This window comes from Streptomyces sp. NPDC057002 (assembly GCF_042673825.1).
Lineage (GTDB): Bacteria > Actinomycetota > Actinomycetes > Streptomycetales > Streptomycetaceae > Streptomyces.
In genome coordinates this window covers 1,287,118-1,305,070 of sequence record NZ_JBHURZ010000002.1, presented here as the reverse complement: position 1 = coordinate 1,305,070, position 17,953 = coordinate 1,287,118, and the positions used below count along the sequence as shown (strand labels likewise).

14 protein-coding genes and 1 pseudogene are annotated in these 17,953 nt (G+C 72.8%); 11 read left to right on the top strand and 4 right to left on the bottom strand.

Annotated elements, in window-relative coordinates; translation table 11 throughout:
• Nucleotides 1-41: 41 nt before the first annotated feature.
• Nucleotides 42-1,394 (bottom strand): diacylglycerol/lipid kinase family protein, encoded by a 1,353-nt coding sequence (locus ACFT32_RS13995; protein ID WP_382488696.1) that lies wholly within the window; start codon nucleotides 1,392-1,394, stop codon nucleotides 42-44.
• A 320-nt stretch (nucleotides 1,395-1,714) separates the two neighbouring features.
• On the opposite strand from ACFT32_RS13995, the gene ACFT32_RS13990 reads away from it, so the two are divergent.
• The 5 genes from ACFT32_RS13990 (at nucleotide 1,715) to ACFT32_RS13970 (ending at nucleotide 5,800) form a co-directional block, all read left to right on the top strand.
• Nucleotides 1,715-2,221 carry an SRPBCC family protein gene (locus ACFT32_RS13990; protein ID WP_382488694.1) on the top strand — a complete coding sequence of 169 codons (507 nt, stop codon included), beginning with the start codon at nucleotides 1,715-1,717 and terminating at the stop codon, nucleotides 2,219-2,221.
• On the top strand, nucleotides 2,221-3,279 hold the full coding sequence (locus tag ACFT32_RS13985) for an LLM class flavin-dependent oxidoreductase (RefSeq protein WP_382488692.1): 1,059 nt from the start codon (nucleotides 2,221-2,223) through the stop codon (nucleotides 3,277-3,279). The genes ACFT32_RS13990 and ACFT32_RS13985 overlap by 1 nt, the downstream gene beginning before the upstream one ends.
• 92 nt (nucleotides 3,280-3,371) lie before the next feature.
• Nucleotides 3,372-4,058 (top strand): hypothetical protein, encoded by a 687-nt coding sequence (locus ACFT32_RS13980; protein WP_382488690.1) that lies wholly within the window; start codon nucleotides 3,372-3,374, stop codon nucleotides 4,056-4,058.
• A gap of 145 nt (nucleotides 4,059-4,203) precedes the next feature.
• On the top strand, nucleotides 4,204-4,599 hold the full coding sequence (locus ACFT32_RS13975; protein WP_382488688.1) for a hypothetical protein: 396 nt from the start codon (nucleotides 4,204-4,206) through the stop codon (nucleotides 4,597-4,599).
• 97 nt (nucleotides 4,600-4,696) lie between these two features.
• Complete coding sequence (locus ACFT32_RS13970) at nucleotides 4,697-5,800, top strand: GNAT family N-acetyltransferase (protein ID WP_382488911.1); 1,104 nt, start codon at nucleotides 4,697-4,699, stop codon at nucleotides 5,798-5,800.
• 88 nt (nucleotides 5,801-5,888) lie between these two features.
• On the opposite strand, the gene ACFT32_RS13965 is transcribed toward ACFT32_RS13970, so the two are convergent.
• The gene (locus ACFT32_RS13965; RefSeq protein ID WP_382488687.1) at nucleotides 5,889-6,476 is read right to left on the bottom strand and encodes a hypothetical protein; all 588 of its coding nucleotides are present in this window, start codon (nucleotides 6,474-6,476) and stop codon (nucleotides 5,889-5,891) included.
• 149 nt (nucleotides 6,477-6,625) lie between these two features.
• On the opposite strand from ACFT32_RS13965, the gene ACFT32_RS13960 reads away from it, so the two are divergent.
• On the top strand, nucleotides 6,626-9,190 hold the full coding sequence (locus ACFT32_RS13960; RefSeq protein ID WP_382488685.1) for a SpoIIE family protein phosphatase: 2,565 nt from the start codon (nucleotides 6,626-6,628) through the stop codon (nucleotides 9,188-9,190).
• A gap of 435 nt (nucleotides 9,191-9,625) precedes the next feature.
• Nucleotides 9,626-10,288: an ANTAR domain-containing protein gene (locus tag ACFT32_RS13955; RefSeq protein ID WP_382488909.1), complete on the top strand. Its 663-nt coding sequence runs from the start codon at nucleotides 9,626-9,628 to the stop codon at nucleotides 10,286-10,288.
• A 23-nt stretch (nucleotides 10,289-10,311) separates the two neighbouring features.
• Here ACFT32_RS13955 and ACFT32_RS13950 read toward each other — a convergent pair whose 3' ends face one another.
• Nucleotides 10,312-12,444, bottom strand: a complete 2,133-nt coding sequence (locus ACFT32_RS13950) for a SpoIIE family protein phosphatase (protein WP_382488683.1) — start codon at nucleotides 12,442-12,444, stop codon at nucleotides 10,312-10,314.
• Between the two features lie 158 nt (nucleotides 12,445-12,602).
• Between ACFT32_RS13950 and ACFT32_RS13945 the strand changes: the two genes are divergently transcribed.
• Nucleotides 12,603-13,331, top strand: a complete 729-nt coding sequence (locus ACFT32_RS13945; RefSeq protein ID WP_382488682.1) for an ankyrin repeat domain-containing protein — start codon at nucleotides 12,603-12,605, stop codon at nucleotides 13,329-13,331.
• Nucleotides 13,332-13,338: 7 nt separating this feature from the next.
• Here ACFT32_RS13945 and ACFT32_RS13940 read toward each other — a convergent pair whose 3' ends face one another.
• Nucleotides 13,339-13,521, bottom strand: coding sequence for a hypothetical protein (locus tag ACFT32_RS13940; RefSeq protein ID WP_382488680.1), 183 nt, complete (start codon nucleotides 13,519-13,521; stop codon nucleotides 13,339-13,341).
• Between the two features lie 223 nt (nucleotides 13,522-13,744).
• On the opposite strand from ACFT32_RS13940, the pseudogene ACFT32_RS13935 reads away from it, so the two are divergent.
• The 3 genes and pseudogenes from ACFT32_RS13935 to ACFT32_RS13925 all read left to right on the top strand — a co-directional run bounded on the left by ACFT32_RS13935 (nucleotide 13,745) and on the right by ACFT32_RS13925 (nucleotide 17,952).
• Nucleotides 13,745-14,558, top strand: a pseudogene (locus ACFT32_RS13935) (chitosanase).
• A gap of 92 nt (nucleotides 14,559-14,650) precedes the next feature.
• The gene (locus ACFT32_RS13930; protein ID WP_382488678.1) at nucleotides 14,651-15,637 is read left to right on the top strand and encodes an EamA family transporter; all 987 of its coding nucleotides are present in this window, start codon (nucleotides 14,651-14,653) and stop codon (nucleotides 15,635-15,637) included.
• Nucleotides 15,638-15,696: 59 nt separating this feature from the next.
• Nucleotides 15,697-17,952 (top strand): MMPL family transporter, encoded by a 2,256-nt coding sequence (locus ACFT32_RS13925; protein ID WP_382488676.1) that lies wholly within the window; start codon nucleotides 15,697-15,699, stop codon nucleotides 17,950-17,952.
• The last annotated feature ends 1 nt before the right edge of the window (nucleotide 17,953 follow it).

Sequence of the window (17,953 nt, the reverse complement as noted above, 5' to 3'; positions counted from 1 at the left end):
AAGCGGCGGGGGGACCTTTCACATGAGGCCGGGGACCGTGCTCAGGTGCGCCGGGAGCGTGTGGGTGCGGCGGTACGGCCGACCGCGGCCGCCAGTTTGCGGAGCCGGCGCCAGTCCAGGCGCGGTGGGGCCTCGGGGACTCCGGGGCGGTTGCGGGGCACGCGGACGCGCAGGGCCCGGCGTGCGATGCGGCAGTGGACGGGGGCGGGCAGGGTGAGCGCCTCGCCGTCGAGGCCGACTTCGAGATGCGGTTCGTCGGAGTGGACGACCACGTGCTGGGCGGTGAGCACGGTGAGGCCTTCCGGGCGCGGCGACAGCAGCAGTTCGGCCGCTTCCACGGCACTGTCCACGCGGACGGCGAGCACGCCCAGCTTCCCGGAGTTGAGCCGCTCGCGCCGGCCGAAGCCGAACGGGTCGTCCATGCGGTAGGCGTTGTTGCTCACCAGGACGGCCTGCGGGTCGGTGATGGTGGTGCCGTCGGCGCTGGCCGTCAGCCGCGGGCCGCTCTGCCGGGTGAGCAGCTCGGGCAGCCGCTCCAGTGCGGCACCCACCTTGTCGTCGCGATAGCCGGGGCTCTGGACGACGGCCCCGTAGACACCGAACGACGCGTTGTTGACGAACGGGCGGTCGTCGGCGAAGCCGAGGTCGACGCGGAGTTCGACCCCGTCCGTGAGGGCGTCGAGACAGGTGGACGGATCGTCCCGGTCCAGGCCCAGGTCCATGGCGAAGTGGTTGCGCGTGCCGGCCGAGATGACGAGGAACGGAAGGCCGTGTTCCGCCGCGACGGCGGCGACCATCGCCTGCGTACCGTCGCCGCCCGCGACGCCCAGGAGGTCGGCTCCGTCGGCCACGGCGGCCTTGGCCAGGGCGGTGACGTCCTGGTGGTGCTCCGGGTCGAGCAGGACGACCCGGGCACCCAGCTCCTCGGCCTTCTCCTTGAGGGAGAACTTCGCGACCTTGCCGCCTCCGGAACGCGGGTTGAGCAGGAGGAAGGGGCGCTGCGGCGGCGGAGTGCGGTACTCCTTGACCCGTACCGGCCGCAGGCCCGTGCTGCGCAGGGCGTAGCGGCCGCTCCAGACCGCGACGCACCACAGCAGCAGCGAGGCGAAGACCACCCAGATCAGATTCGCGGCGGCGAAGAGGATGATGACGCCGACGGGGGCGACGACGGCCAGCACGGCCGACGCCATGCGTGCGGGCCCGCGGCGGGACAGGACCCACCAGAGCGCCGCCGCGGTCAGGGCGAGTCCCGCCAGGCCGGCCAGAAGCAGCAGCAGTCCCTTCAGACCGCCGGAGACGAGAGGCAGCAACGCCGCCAGCGCGACCGCGGCCAGGGCTCCTCTGGCCGCCCATCTCTGCCGGCGGTGATCCCGCTCGCCCATCGCCGATCCCATCTCGTCCTCCACTCGAAGGCTCGGGCGCACCCTCGCGACCGCGCCCGGCCGTAATTCATGGTGCCCGCCGACGGATCGGCTCGGCCACTGCCGTCCCTGATGGCTCCCTTACCGGCGGACACGTCAGACGTGAAGATCCCCCGGGGTGCAGCCATCGGTAGCGTACGCGGCCCCGCGAGCGTTGTTCCGCGCACTGGGGCACGCCTGCGCCCACCTTCACGGCCCGTTAAAGGTACGGACACACGTGCCCTCTTGACCTGGTGAGTCTTATTACGCAACTCTGCTGCCACAGTCCCTGTCGACGAGGAGGCCGGCACGCGATGGAGTGGACGGGCGCACGGTACGCGGACGGACCGACGGTCGAGGTGGCGACGTGGATCGCCGCTCCGCCGGGGAGAGTGTGGGCGCTGGTGTCGGACGTGACGCGGATGCCGGACCTGAGCGAGGAATTGCAGTGGGCGGGGTGGGCCGACGGAGCCGCCGGGCCTGCCGTCGGGGCGCGGTTCACCGGCCGGAGCAGGCACGAGACGTTCGGTGAGTGGAAGACGACCTCCACGGTGGTCACGTGTGACCCGGAGCGGGTGTTCGCCTGGGCGGTCGGGGATCCGGCCGAGCCCAGTGCCGTCTGGCGGTTCGGCCTCGAGCCCAGGGACGGCGGGACCGGGCTGTCGCAGTGGATGCGGATGGGGCCGGGGCGCTCCGGCCTCTCCTTCGCGATCGACGCCATGCCGGAGAAGGAGCAGAAGATCGTGTTCGTGAGGTTGCGGGAGTTCGAGCGGGGCATGACCGCCACGCTGGAGCACATCAGGGAGCGGGCGGAGGCGTGATGCGCACGGCGACGACCGTCGAGGCGGCGGCCCTCGGCTCCTGGTCCCGGCAGGCCGACTTCGTCGTCGAGGCGGAGAAACTGGGGCTCGATGTCTGCTGGGTTGCCGAGGCGTGGGGATCGGACGCCCCGTCCGCCCTGGGCTTCTACGCGGCCCGTACGGAACGGATGCTGCTGGGCTCCGCGGTCATGCAGGTCGGGACGCGCACGCCGGTGGCCCTCGCCCAGGCCGCGATCACCCTGTCCAACCTGTCCGGCGGGCGTTTCCTGCTGGGTCTGGGCCCGTCCGGACCGCAGGTGATGGAGGGCCTGCACGGGGTTCCGTTCGCCCGTCCGTTGGCCCGGATGCGCGAGACCGTGGAGATCGTGCGGCAGGTGGTCGCGGGCGGCAAGATCTCCCATGCGGGCTCCGAGTTCAGGATTCCGCTGCCCGACGGGGAGGCGGTGCCGATGCGCCTGTCGATGCGGGCCGAGCACCCCGTCCCCGTCTACCTGGCCGCGCTGTCGCCCGCCATGCTGCGGCTGACCGGCCAGGTCGCGGACGGCTGGCTCGGCACCAGCTTCGTACCGGAGGGCGCGGCGGAGGCCTACTTCGCTCCGCTGGACGAGGGGCTGGCCGCCGCCGGCCGGGAACGCGCTGGGTTCGACGTCTGCCAGGGCGCCGAGGTCGCGTTCGCCCGGGACGAGGAGGCGCTCGGCACCATGATCGCGGACCGGAGGAAGGAACTCGCCTTCAGCCTGGGCGGCATGGGTTCCGCGTCGACCAACTTCTACAACCGGGCCTATGGCCGTCAGGGCTGGGCCGAGGTCGCGGCGGAGGTGCGGGAGCGCTGGCAGGTGGGCGACCGGGACGGTGCGGCGGGTCTCGTCACCGACGAGATGGTGCTGGCCACCACACTCATCGGCACCGAGGAGATGGTGCGGCGACGGCTGCGGGTCTGGCGGGACGCCGGTGTGGACACGGTCCGTCTCTATCCGGCCGGGGAGACCCTGGACGACCGGCTCGACACCCTTGGCCGGGCGATCGAGTTGGTCCGCGAGACCGACAGCGGAGCATGACCCCGGCCTGTCCGCCGCGGACACCGGCGGACGGGTAGGCTCCCGTGCTGATCATCGGCCGACACGAACTTCAGGGGGGCTCCGTGCGGGCCATGGCTACCGTGACGACGACCGCGCTCGCGTGCCTGCTGGCGGGCGCGGCCCTGGCCGGGTGCGGCTCCGGCGGCGCCGGCGAGGACAAGTCCGCCGGCGATCTCCTCGACGAGGCCAACGCGACGATGCGAAAGCTGGACTCCGTCACCGTCGACATCACCAACCGCACGACGAGCGGTACCGTCACCAGCCATCTCGAGACCGACCTGGACAGCCGGTGCAGGTCGAAGACCGAGATGACTGGAGGCGCCGCCCTGGAGCAGATCCGTCTGGGCGGGACCGACTACGTCCGGCCGAACCGGGCCTATCTGCAGAAGTGGAAGAAGACCCCGGGTGTCACCGGCGAGCAGAGGCTGTGGGCGAAGACGCCGGTGGACCCCGCCGGTTCGGGCAACGGTCTCACCTCGTGCGAACGGCCCTTCGACTCGTTCGGCACGGCGAAGAAGGGCGGCTCCACCCGGGTCGGGGGCACGAGGGCCATCGAGCTGATCGTGACCGACAAGGCGGACAAGGAAGGGACGTACACCTTCTACGTGGCCGACGAGGGCGAGCCCTACCTGCTCAAGACGGTCTACAAGAGCGGTGCGCAGCACACCACCACCTCGTTCAGCGCCTTCGGCGAACCGCTCGACATCCGGGCGCCGAAGGCGGGCGAGGTACTGAGCACGCCCGGCGGCAGCCGCTGACCTGATCCGCAAGGAGGGCGGCAGCGCTTTCCGTTGGATTTCGGCAGCAACTGGCCGAGCGGGGCGAATCGGCCCACAAGGGCTTGACGGGGGCGAGATGCGATCGGCCTACTGGTAGGCGCAGCCGGCCGTGTCGGGGGGTCTGATGGTGCGGCGACGATGGGCAGCGGCGGTGGGCCTGGTGGCCTGCCTGCTGTTGCTGCATCTCGCCGTCCCCGGCCTCGATCGGGGCGAGTACACGGCGGTCACGGCAGCCGTGGATGTGCGGGAGACCGGTGCCGCTTCGACGCCTGAGGCCGAAGGAACCGGGAAGCCCTGTCCGTGCGAGGAGGAGCCGTCGCTCCGGCACCTGGCGGCACGGACACCGCGGGCCGCGGGTGCGGCCGGGGCGAGCGCGGTGGTGACCGGGGCGCCCGCGGTGGACCGGGGCGGCACGGACTTCCGGGCGGCGGGGACGAGCCGGTGTGCGGGGACGACCCGGTGTGCGGGAACAGCCGGATCCGCCCCGAACGCCGCCCAGTTGCAGACGTTCCGCTGCTGAGTGACGGCAGTACCGACAAGGGCCTGCGCCGTGCGGCCTGAGTACTGCCTGGTGCCGATTCGCGGTGATGTGCAGGCCTTCGTGTGTCCCCATGCCGATGACACAGGAGGCAGAGTTGCCTGGAAAGCGCGTTCTCGTTCTGAGGCCGGACGAACTGGGCCCGAACGACCAGAAGATGTGGCGGGAGATCCGGACGGAGTCCGCGGCCCCCGCGAATCCCTTTCTCGACCCGGCGTTCACCACCGTGGTGGGGCAGGTCAGGCAGGGAGCGAGAGTGGCGGTGCTGCTCGACGACGACTCCCCGGTCGGGTTCTTCCCCTACGAGAGGGGACCCTTGGGCCAGGGCCGGGCCATCGGGCTCGGGGTGTCCGACAGCCAGGGGGCCGTGCTGCGGCCCGGGATCCGGCTCGACGCGCGCGGGTTACTGCGGTCCTGCGCGCTGTCGTCCTGGGAGTTCGACAACCTCGAGGCCGGCCAGGGGCTGTTCGTGCCGCACGCGGCCGAGGAGCTCGCCTCCCCGGTCGTCGACGTCGGCGAGGGGTTCGAGCGGTACCGAGAGCGGCTGCGGGCGAAGTCGCCGGGCTTCCTGAGACAGACCCTGGCCAAGGAGCGCAAGCTGGCCCGGCAGGTCGGCGAGGTGCGGTTCGTGTACGACGCCCGGGACCCGGTCGCTCTGCGGGCGCTGATGGACTGGAAGTCGGCACAGTACCGGCGGACCGGCCGGCGCGACCGGTTCGCGCAGGAGTGGATCACCCGGCTGGTGACGCTGCTCGGGGAGAGCGAGGAACCGGAGTGCCGTGGCGTGCTGTCCGTGCTCTACGCCGCGGACCGGCCCGTGGCCGCGCACTTCGGTCTGCGCTCGCGCACGGTGCTTTCCTGGTGGTTCCCGGCGTACGACCGCGCCTACGCCAAGTACTCCCCCGGTCTCGTGCTGCAGCTCAGGATGCTGGAGGCCGCGGCGGCCGACGGTGTCGAGACGGTCGACCTGGGCAGCGGCCCCGCCCGCTACAAGGAGTCGCTCAAGACCCGTGACCTGCGGGTGTACGAAGGGGCGGTGGTACGGCCCACCCCGGGCGGAGCCGTCCACTGGCTGGGCCGGGAGCCCGCCCGGGCCGCCCGCCGCTTCGTACGCAACCGGCCCCGTCTGGCCGGCGCGGCGGCACGGACCCTGGCGGAACTGGGGCGCGTGCGCGGCCGTTGAGAACGGCCCGGCCCGGCGAGCGCGACGGCCCTGGCGGGTGCGGGCCGAGCGGTGCGCCCGGCTCCGGAGAACCGGGCGCACCGTGCCGTCACCTCGCGGCGGTCCAGCTGTGGGCGACGTCCACGATGACGCGGTCCTCCAGCTGCAGCACCCGGAAGGGCAGCCGGGCGCGGAGGCCGAGTCCGATCTGGGTCTCCCCCTCGAAGCTGCCGGCGAAGCGGGTGTCCCGGAAGGTGCGGTAGCCGGTGAGGTCCACACCCGGCAGCGGGCGCGCCACCCGGCCGGGATAGGTGGCGGCGCCGGTCTCCGGGTCGTAGGCGGGGGCCGCGACCCGCACCTCGAGGACGGCTCCGCCGCTCACGGGAATGTGGCGGCCCGATCCGTCCTGGTGGAGCCGGTCGACGTAGCGGACGGAGTAGCCGACGTCGCCGCCCGCGCCGGGCAGGTCGATGACCATCCGGTCGAAGCAGGTGTGACGGCCGGTCCTGATGTCCTTCACCGGCGCGATCGTGCCGCTGGTGTCGGTCTTGGCGAGACTTCCCCAGCCGGTGGGGCACGCCGCGGCCTGGGTCGCCTGCCGGGTGGCGACCGGAGCCGCGCCGGCCGGGACCGCGGCCACGCCCACCGTGGCGCCCACGAGTGCGAGCGTCGCGCATGCAGTTCGGATTCGTACCATTTTCGCCCCCGAGGCTTATGTGTTGCTGATATCGGGTGAGACGGCCGTGACGACCGAAAGGTTGCGCTTGCCGCGCCGGAGTGCCGACCATGGCACATCCTGATGGGGAGCGATTGGTGTCCGGTGCGTCCGTACCGGGAGGACGCGAGATGGATGAGGCAGCCGCCGTGCCGGACGGGCCGCGGCCATCCGGCGGCCCGGGCCGGGACGGAGGCGACGGCCGGGTCCGGACCGGGGACACCGGCCGGATCGAGGACGCCCTCACCGCTCCGCTGATCGCGGCCGTACGGGACCTCGGGGGGTACGGCGGCCTTGTCTACCTGCGTTCCCGCGACCGGCGCTCGCTGGTGCTGGCCCTGGTGACCGGGGTGCCCCGGTCGCTGCTCAGGGCGTGGTGGCGGGTGCCCGTGGGCGGCGCGCTGCCCATGGCCGAGGCCTACCGGCGCGACGAGCCCCTGTGGCTGCCGGACGAGCGCGTCACCATGGTGCGCTTCCCGCACTTCACCGCCGGGCTGCCGTACTCCTTCGGCTCCGCCCACCAGCCCGTCCGGGCCGGCGGGGAGGCCGTGGGCGTGCTGGTCGTGCTGCGCTCGGCCGCCCGGTCGCCGATGGACGCGGAGGCGGTGGATCGCGCGCTGCGTCCCGCCGGGCGGGACATGGAGGAGCGCCTCGGCCGCCTCGCCGCCGGCCGGTCCGGCTCGGGCGCGTACCGGGTGGAACACGACGACGAACCCGTCAGCGTGCGGCTGCCCACGGCCGCCGTGCGCCCCATGCGGGTCGGGCTTCTCGACTGGGACCTGGACAGCGACCGGTGCACGCCGGACGACGAGGCCCTCGCGCTCCTCGGCATCGCCGGGGCGGACTTCGACGGCACCATGGCGGCCGTCGAGGCCCGCGTCAGCCCGGAAGACCTCCACGAACTGCGGGCGAGCCGGCAGGACGCGCTGACGCACGGCCGGGTCAGGTCCCGTCACTTCCGGGTCCGGGACGAGTCCGGCGGCGGGGAGATCAGCTACCGGCCGGTCGAACTGTGGGGCCGGCTCGTGCGCGGCGGCACCGGCTCCGCCCGGATCCTGGTGGGCGCCCTCGTCGACGCGGCCGGCGGGCTCACCGCGGCCGAGGCCGCGGAGCGGCTGCCCGACGGGCTGTTCTCCCTGGACCAGGACGGCCGTGTGACGTACGGCAACCGCCGTTGCGAGGAACTGCTCGGCGCCGGCCGGGAGGAGCTCCTCGGCCGCTATCCGTGGGAGGTGATCACCTGGCTCCGGGATCCCGCGTACGAGGACCGCTACCGGGCGGCGATGCTGTCGCAGGAACAGGTGTCCTTCCTCGTGCGGCATCCCGCCGGGAACTGGCTGAGCTTCGTCCTGTACCCGGATGTGCACGGACTGACCGGCCGGGTCCATCCGACCGTCCCGCCCACCGGAGGCGAGGCGGCGCGCGAGGCCGGGGCGTCCGCCGGTCCCGTGCCGGGCGCTGCGGCCGTTGCGCCGCCGCCCGGGCCGGTGGCGGCGGCGCGGGCCGGGGCGCTGTACCACGTGGTGCAGATGGCGAGCGTGCTCACCGAGGCGGTCACCGTGCAGGACGTCTGCCGGGCCGTGTCCGAGCAGTTGCTGCCCGCGTTCGGCGCGCGGGAACTCGCCCTGTACACCGTCCGCGAGGGCCGGATGTACCTGCAGTGGGAGTCGGGGTACCCGGAGGGCTTCCTCACCCAGTTCGAGGGCGTCGCCCTCGACACGCGACTGCCCGGCGTGCACGCGCTGACCACGCGGCTGCCGCTCTTCTTCGAGTCGCCCGAGGACCTCTCCACCGCCTACCCGGGCATCGCCCTGGACCGGATGAACGCCTGGTCGTTCCTGCCGCTGATCGCCTCCGGCCATTCCGTCGGCTCCTGCATCCTCGGCTGGGACGCCCCGCACCGGTTCACCGCCGACGAGCGTTCCGCCCTCACCGCGCTGGGCGGGCTGGCCGCCCAGGCGATGGAACGGGCACGGCTCTACGACTCGGAGTCCGCCGTCGCCCGCGGTCTCCAGGAGGGGCTGCTGCCGCACCGGCTGCCGGCGGTCGAGGGGCTGCGCACCACCGGCCGCTATCTGCCGGGCACGCAGGGCATGGCCATCGGCGGTGACTGGTACGACGTGATCACGACGGGGCGTGGCGTGGCCCTGGTCATCGGGGACGTCGAGGGCCACAGTGTCGGCGCGGCCGCGGTGATGGGTCAGCTGCGCAGTGCGGTGCACGCCTTCGCCGCGAGCGAGCGGCCGCCGCAGGAGGTCATCACCCATACCAACCGGCTGCTGACCGAGCTTGAGTCGGACGCCTTCGCCACCTGCTGCTACATCGAACTCGACCCGCGTACCGGGCGGGCGCTCGCCGTGCGGGCCGGCCATCCCCCGCCGCTGCTGCGCCACCCCGACGGGCGCGCGGAGACGCTGGACCTGGTGGGCGGGGTCATGCTGGGCGTGCAGCCCGACTCGGTCTATCCCGTCACCGCGCTCACGCTGGCCCCCGGCAGCGTCCTCGCCCTGTACACCGACGGGCTCGTGGAGCAGCCCGGCAGCGACATCGAGACGGGGATCGAGGAGGTCCGCCGTGCTCTGGCCGACACCCCGGCGGACTCGGTGGAGCATCTCGCCGACCGACTGGTGAGAACGGCCCGACGCGCCCCCGAGCGCCCGGACGACGTGGCCCTCCTGCTGACGGCATACCGCTGACGGGCGGGGCCTTCCAGTCATGGCCCGGGCTACGCCTACGGGCCCTGCGCGTCCAGGCCCACCTGCCTACGGCATCACCGCCGCACCGGGCCCGGCGGCTCCGTGCGTATCCCGGCCCCGGTGAACGCCACGGCATCCGTCCTGGCCGGCACCGAATCGTCCGGGCCGGCGAGCGCCGCCTCACCCAACACACTGGGCTACCGCTCATCCTGGCGCCGTTGGCGCCCCCACCCCCAGCGCGGTAGTGCCGCCGTATCCAAGATTTCGGCGCGTTGTGCGCCAGCACGGTCGGGCTCGCCGGGCCCGGCGCCCAGGTGACGGTCGGTCGGTGCGGGCGCTGGGGTGCGCGGATGCGTGGTGTGGGTCGGAGTACGGTGGGCGGGACCGGGGAGCGAGGCGGTGGTGGCGGTGGAGTGGCAGCGGTATGCCGAGCAGATGGCGCAGCTCGCCCGGGATCTGGTGGCCCAGGATTCGGTGCAGGCGACGCTGGACGAGATCGCCGCATCGGCGGTGAAGCTAGTCGAGGGCTGCGACGCGGCGGGGATCCTGACGGTGTCCAGGGGCCGGGCCGTGACACTGTCCGCGTGCGGCGACATGGTCGAGGAGTCCGACCGGCTGCAGGGCGAACTGGGCGAAGGGCCGTGCTTCGACGCCGCCCGACGTGTGGACGGCGAGCGGCTGTTCCGTATCGCCGACATGACCACGCCGCAGCCGTCCTGGCCGCGCTTCTCCCAGGCGGCCCGCGATCTGGGGATCGGCAGCATGACCGGTGTGCTGCTCTACACCGAGCAGGAGGACTTCGGCGCGCTGAACCTCTACTCGCGCCGCCCGGGGGCCTTCGGCAAGGACATCGAGGCCGCGGGCTGGCTGCTCGCCTCCCATGCCGCCGTGGCACTGGACACCGCCCGTACCGTCGACCAGCTCGAGCACGCCCTGGAGACCCGGCACGCCGTGGGAGAGGCCATGGGGATCCTCATGGAACGCCACCGGCTGAGCGAGGACGAGGCCTTCGGCGTGCTGCGGCGTATCTCGCAGAACCACAACATCAAGCTGCGCGATGTCGCCCGGCACGTCCGCGCGGATCCCGACCGGGCCTGACCGGGAACGTCGAGGCAGCGGCCTCAGGCCCGGTGGGGGCCGGGGCGGTACGCGCGCAGCAGGAGCACCGCGATGTCGTCGGTGTGCTGCCCGGTGGGCGTCGTGTGCTGGAGGAGCCGGTCGATGAGCCGTTCCAGGTCGTGGCCGTCGGCGGCGTCCAGCTGACCGGCGAGGTCGGACGTGGTCCGGGTGACATCGGTGCCGGGGAGCTCGACCAGACCGTCGGTGTAGAGGGCGAGGGTGGTGCCGGGGAGCAGGGGCGCGGTGGTGACCGGGTAGTGGTTGCCGGTGTCGATGCCCAGCAGCGGGCCGGGCTCGACGTCGAGGACCGCGCCGGGGCGGCTGGTGTGCCGCAGCAGCGGCGGCACGTGTCCCGCGCTGGCGAAGGCCACCCGGTGGCGGGCCAGGTCGAGATGGGCGTAGAGGCAGGAGACGAGCAGTTCGGAGTCGAGGTCGGCCAGGAGCCGGTTGGTGCGCACGAGGACCTCGTCGGGTGCGGCGCCCGCGGTGGCGTGGGCGTGGATGGCGGTGCGTACCTGGCCCATGAGAGCTGCGGCGGCGATGCTGTGGCCCTCCACGTCGCCGATGACGGCGGCCGCGGTCGTCTCGTCCAGGCGCAGGAGGTCGAAGAAGTCGCCGCCGACCTCGATGCCGTGGCCCGCGGGCAGGTAGCGGGCGGCGACGTCGAGGCCGGACAGGTTCGGCAGGGCACGGGGCAGCAGGGCGCGCTGCAGTTCGTGGACGAGACGGTGTTTGGTGTCGTAGAGCCGGGCGCGGTCGAGGGCCTGGGCGATCAGACCGGACAGGGAGGTCAGGACGGCGCGTTCGTCGGCGGTGAAGGTGTGCGGCTGGTCGTAGGACAGGATGCAGCAGCCCACCGGCCGGCCGGAGATCATCAGCGGCAGGAAGGCCCAGGCCTGTTTGCCGCTGATCTGGGGAGCGCCGGGGTAGTTGGCGGCGAGCTCGGCCGGGCTTGCGAAGAAGGCGGGGGTGCCGCTGGCGAGGACCTGGCCCGCCGGGGTGAGGTCGGTGTCCAGCGACAGGGCGTCGAGGCGTTCCATGACGTCGGCCGCGTAGCCGTGGTAGCCGGTGATCTTCAGACGCCCGGCCTCGGCGACGGACAGCACGAGGCCTTGGGCGCCGAAGGCGGGCAGGATCTGGTGGGCGCTCAGCGCCACGAGGTCGCGCACGGTAACCGCCTCGGTGAGCGCGGCGGCCAGGTGCACCAGTTGGTAGAGACGTCCCGTCGGGGCCGCCGCGGGACTGCGCGCGACGGCGGGCGGTGACGGGGCCTCGGCCCGCTCTCCGCCCGGGACGACACGGACGCTGATGCCGCTGGTGTCCGGGTAGAGCTGGAAGGTGAGCCACAGGCCGGGCGGGCGGAGCGCGGTGAAGGACACGGGGGTGCGGCCGACGACCGCCGTGCGGTAGTGGTCCTCGTAGGCGGGGTCGTCCAGCCAGGGCAGGGACTGCCAGGGCCGGGTGCCGAGCAGCCGGTCGGCGCGGCGGCCGAGCAGGCGGGCCGCGGTGGGGGTGGCGAAGGTGATGCGGCCCTCCAGGTCGAGGGCCAGGGCGCCTTCGGGGAGGCGTTCGAGGTAGTCGGCGGCGGCCAGGCCGGTCTGCACGGGGTGGTGTGCGGCGTCGACGGGGACGATGCGCGGCTGGTCGGGCAGGGCGGGCGGCCCCGCGGCGTCGTCCAGCAGGCGGGCCATGCGGCGGGCGCTGGAGGTGACGTGGCCGCGTACGCGTGGCGTGATGCCGCGCGGCCGCACGGCGGGCCACATCAGCACGATGCCGCCCCAGCGGCGCCGTACGCCGGCCAGCGGGACGGCGGCCAGGGCGAACGGGTAGGGCAGGACCGCGGCGGCCCGGGGGTAGCGGCGGGCCATCTCCTCCTGGCTCGCGACACTGACCAGTGTGTCGTCGTGGATCGCGTCGGCGACCGGCACCGGCGCGTTGAGAGGCAGCCGCTGCCAGGGGGCGCTGAACGCGATCGGCAGACCGCACAGCGCGACCAGGCGCAGCACGGGCTCCGCCTCCTCGATCAGGTACAGGCCGCCGATCGAGGCTCCGGTTCCGCGCACGGTGTCGGCCAGCGCCGTCCCCAGGGCGTCCAGCGTCCCGGCACCCCCGGGCGGCTCGTTGCTCGCGGACATGCAGTCCTCCCGCTCTTACCCGGACGCTACGCCTCACGGGGCCTGCGGGCATGTCTTCGGGCATGACTCCGCGGATGAGTGCTACGGGCACGGAGCGTGGTGTGCGCAGGCGTCGTCCTACAGAATCGGAAGCCCTGGACCGCGATCGGGAGGCCGGCTTGCTGACGCTGACATCACAGGATCCGCTGGCCGTCGCCGTCACCTCGGCGATCCGGGCCGGGGATCTGCCGGGGCTCGGGCAGTTGCTCGCCGACCATCCCGGTCTGGCCGCGGCACGCGTCACCGAGCACGGCGAGGACGGCAAGGGCACGCGCAGTCTGCTGCACATCGCGACCGACTGGCCCGGTCATTTCCCCCACGGTCCCGAGGTGGTCGCCGCGCTGGTCGCCGCGGGGGCCGATCCCGACGCGCGCTTCGGCGGTGCGCACACGGAGACACCGCTGCACTGGGCCGCGAGCAGCAACGACGTGGCCGTCCTGGACGCGCTCATCGCCGCCGGTGCCGACATCGAGGCCCCCGGAGCGGTGATCGCCGGTGGCACTCCGCTCGCCGACGCCCGCGCGTTCGGCCAGTGGCGTGCCGCGCGCCGGCTGGTCGAGCACGGCGCCCGCACCACCCTCCAGGACGCCGCCACGCTCGGCCTGCTCGAGCGGGTGCGGGCGTACGTCGAGGCCGGGGAGCCCCTTTCGGCCGACGAGATCACCAGCGCCTTCTGGGGCGCCTGCCACGGCGGGCATCTCCCCACCGCGCGGTATCTCCACGGGCACGGCGCCGACCAGGACTGGTGCGGCTACGACGACATGACACCGCTCGACATCGCCCGCGCCCACGACGCCGACGACGTCGTGCGGTGGCTGCGCGACCTGGGCGCGAAGAGCCGCTCGTAGGGTCGGGTCACAGGCAGTAGCGCACGAGCCACTCGTCCTGGTTGTAGGCGGTGCGCGCGGGGTCGGGGGCGCCCGCGGCTCGCTCCTCGACCATGTCCTCCACGCGCACCGGCTCCGGCAGTGCGCCGAAGCGGGCCCGGCGTGCCGCCGCCTCCGTATCGCTCCCCTGCTGCGACGTCGCGTCGTCCACCGCGATTCCCCTCTCTCGCCGGACTCCGAGGCCGATCAGCCTCCCTGGACAAAGAGTTGACGCGCGGGGCGGGCTCTTGGTTCCCGTCGCGGCGCCCGGCCGGCTCGTTCGACCCTACGAACTTCGCCTCCGGCGGTTCCCGGGACGCGCGGACAGTGATAGGAAACCTTCCTATCAGTTCTGCACGGCCAGCTCTCCCACCCCCACTCTGTCTGGAGGCCCCGTGAGACACCCGACCCCGCGCCGCTCCGCTCTGGCGTTGTTCGGCGCCGCCCTCGCCACCGCCCCGTTTCTGAGGCCGTCGCACGCCGCGGCCTCCGTCCGTGCGATCGGGCTCGACGACCCGGCGAAGAAGGAGATCGCCATGCAGCTCGTGTCGAGCGCGGAGAACTCCTCGCTCGACTGGAAGGCGCAGTACCAGTACATCGAGGACATCCGCGACGGCCGCGGCTACACCGCCGGCATCATCGGGTTCTGCTCCGGCACGGGCGACATGCTCGACCTCGTCGAGCTCTACACCGATCGCAAACCCGGCAACGTACTCGCGAAGTACCTGCCGGCGCTGCGCGAGGTCGACGGTTCCGACTCGCACGACGGGCTCGACCCGGGCTTCCCCGGCGACTGGCGCCGGGCGGCCCGTGACGCCGCGTTCCGGCGGGCGCAGGACGACGAGCGCGACCGGGTGTACTTCGGCCCGGCGGTCCGGCAGGGCAAGGCGGACGGGCTGCGGGTGCTGGGCCAGTTCGCGTACTACGACGCCATCGTCATGCACGGCGACGGCAACGACCCCCTGAGCTTCCGCAACATCCGCAAGCGCGCGCTGCGCACGGCGAAACCCGCCGGCGTGGGGCGGTGACGAGGTGACCTACCTCGACGCCTTCCTGGACGCGCGGGTGTGGGCCATGAGGCAGGAGGAGGCGCACAGCGACACGAGCCGGGTCGACACGGCCCAGCGGGTCTTCCTGCGCAAGCGGAACCTCGACCTCGACCCGCCGCTGGACTGGAAGGTCTACGGCGACAGCTACCACATCGGCTGACCCTCAGGCGGCGGCCCGGGGCGGATTGGTCCATGAAACGGGCACGAGAATGGACCCCGAGCCGGGCCGCCGCGCTGCCTAGCGTCGCCGGTATGAACGTCACCACCACGCGCGGAGCCCTGCTCGCCGCGTTCGCCTGTGTCCTCGTCGGAGCGTCCTTCACGGCCAACAGCGTCCTGGGCGAGTACCCGTACGCGGGCGGCCAGTTCCTGCGCTACGGGCTGGCCTGTCTGCTGCTTCTGCCGCTGGCCGGGAAGGGCTCGGCCGCCCGGCTGAGGGCGCTGACGCCGCGTCAGTGGATCCGTCTCGTCCTGCTCGCCGCCATCGGAATGGTCGGCTTCAACCTGGCCGTCATCGCCGCGGAGCGCACGGCGGAACCGGCGGTTCCCGGTGTGTTCGTGGGCTGTGCGCCGGTCGTCGTCGCCGTGCTCGTGCCGCTCCTGGACGGGCGCGGGCCGAGGCGGGCGGTGCTGTACGGGGCGTTGCTCGTGGCCGTCGGCGCCTGCGCGGTCCAGGGCTGGGGGCGCACCGACGGCGCGGGCCTGGCCTTCTCCGTGTGCGCCCTGGCGGGGGAGGTCGGGTTCGCCGTGCTCGCCGTACCCGTGCTGCGGCCGCTCGGGCCCCGGCTGCTGTCCGCCACGGTGTGCGCGGTCGCCGCGCTGGAATCGGCCGCGGTCGGAGTTCTGGCCGACGGGGCCGGGTGGCTGCGGCGTCCGGACACCGCAGAGGCCGCCGCGCTGCTGTGGCAGGCGGTGGTGGTCACCGTCGTCGGATTCGTGTGCTGGTACATGGGCATGCAGCGGATCGGCGCGGAACGCGCCACCCTGTTCTCCGGCCTCATCCCGGTCGCGGCGGCCGGCACCGCACCGCTCGTCGGCACGGGCTCCTACGGCCTGGCACAGGCGGCGGGCAGCGCGCTGGTCGGCCTCGGAGTCGCCCTGGGGTCCGGGGCGCTGAACCCGACCGCGGCGCGCCGGCGCATCGGCGGGCGAACCCGGCGCGCCGCCCCGGCGACGACCTTTCGGGGGAACGCCCGCCCGGAGTGGCAGGGCGTCCGCGCGCCGGAAATGCCGGAGTGATCCCCCGCGCATCTAATGGACGGCACCTAGATGTCTCAGCCGACACAGGAGCCACGTAGATGCCGCACTCCCGCACCGGTGAAGGGGACAAGAAGCCCGCGCGTGCGGGTCTGCTGCGGCGGCTGGGCGAATGGTGCGCACGCCACTTCGGAATCGTCATCGGAGCCTGGCTCGTGGCGCTGGTGGCTCTCCAGGTCGTCAACCATGTGTCCGGGGGTGCGTACTCCGACAACTTCTCCCTGCCGCAGGCGCAGGCGCAGAAGGGCCTGGACGTACTGAAGGAGCACGATCCGCAGGCCGGCGGCTACAGCAGCCAGATCGTGCTGCACGACGACAGCCAGGACCTGACGGCGCTGAGCTCGCAGATGTCCACCACGGTCGCCGACCTGGAGAAGCTCCCGCACGTCCTGTCGGCCCAGAACCCGCTGACCGCCCCGGGCTCGTCCTCGCAGCAGCCGAACGTCGGGCCGCTGTCGGACGACAAGAAGACGGCGTACATCACGGTCCGTTTCAATGTGCAGCCCTCGACCCTCGGCGCCGGATACCTCAACGGCGTCGACTCCGCCGTACAGCCGCTGCGTTCCGCGGGAGCGGAGGTGGAGTACGGCGGGCCGCTCGGCGAACTCGCGCGGCCCGCCGCCGACGACCGGGTGAGCGAGCTGATCGGGTTCGGTGTGGCCATCATCGTGCTGCTGGTCGGGTTCGGCAGCGTGATCGCCGCCGTCATTCCGCTGCTCACCGCGCTGATCAGCGTCGTCGGAGGTCTCGCCATCCTCGGGCTGCTGGCCGCCGCGTTCACCTTCGCGACGGTCTCACCGACCCTGGCCACCATGATCGGTCTCGGTGTCGGTATCGACTACGCCCTGTTCATGATCACCCGTCATCGGCAGAACATCATCGACGGCGCGGACCCGGTACGGGCCGCCGGGCAGGCCGCGAGCACCAGCGGCCACGCCGTCCTCGTCTCCGGCTGTACGGTGATCATCGCCCTGGCGGGCCTGTCCGCGTCCGGGGTCTCCTTCATCTCCCTGCTCGGTCTCGCCGCCGCCGTCACCGTGGTCTCGGCCGTCATCGGCGCGCTCACGCTGGTCCCCGCCCTGCTCGGCCTCATCGGCCGGCACATCGACCGCTACCACGTGCGCCGCCCCGTCGCCGAGACCGACGCCGAAGCGGGTGAGACGGCGCAGGGCACCTGGCACCGGTACGCGCAGCGGGTGGAGCGCAGGCCGCTGTGGTTCCTGTCGGGGGGTGTCGCCGTGATCGTGGTGCTCGCGATCCCGCTGTTCTCCATCCAGCTCGGCCACATCGGCGACGGCGCCGACCCGACCTCCTTCACCGACCGGCGGGCGTTCGACCTGATGACCGACGCGTTCGGGCCGGGGTCCAACGGTCCGCTCACCGTCGTCATCGACCAGACGAACGTGCCGGACTCGCAGCGCGACGATCTGGCCTCGCGCGCCCAGACGACGCTCGGCTCGGTCGAAGGAGCCGCCGCCGTCACGCCCCTGACACCCACCCAGGACGGGGACGTCCTGGTCGGCACGGTCTACTCGACCAAGTCGCCGCAGAACGCCGCGACCACGGACCTGACCAACCGTCTCGTCGACGACACGCTGCCGGACGTCGTCCAGGGGACGGACGCCAAGGGGTACGTCACCGGCACGACGGCGACGCAGGTCGACTTCCGTGACATCGTCGCCTCCCAGCTGCCCGTGATCATCGCCGTCGTGGTGGGCCTGGCGTTCCTCATCATCCTGGCCGTGTTCCGGGGACTGCTCGTCGCCGTCAAGGCGGCCGTGCTGAACGTGCTGTCGATCGCCGCCTCGTACGGCGTGGTCGTCGCCGTGTTCCAGTGGGGCTGGGGCGGGCCCGCGCTCGGCGTGCACGGCAAGGTGCCCATCGAGAGCTATGTGCCGATGATGATGTTCGCCATCATCTTCGGCCTCAGCATGGACTACGAGATCTTCCTGCTGTCCCGCGTCCACGAGGCGTGGCTGCGTACCGGGGACGCCAAGGGGTCGGTGGCGCACGCGCTGGAGATCACGGCGCGGGTCATCACCAGTGCCGCGCTGATCATGGTGAGTGTGTTCGCGGCGTTCATCATCAGCGACAACATCGTGGTCAAGATGCTGGGACTGGGGCTGGCCGTCAGTGTGCTCATCGACGCCTCCGTGGTACGGCTGCTGATGGTGCCGGCCGTGATGACGCTGCTCGGGCGGCACGCCTGGTGGACGCCGCACTGGCTGGACCGGGTGCTGCCCCACATCGACGCCGAGGGGGAACAGAAGGCCGAGGGCGCCCGTCCGGCGCGGTAGC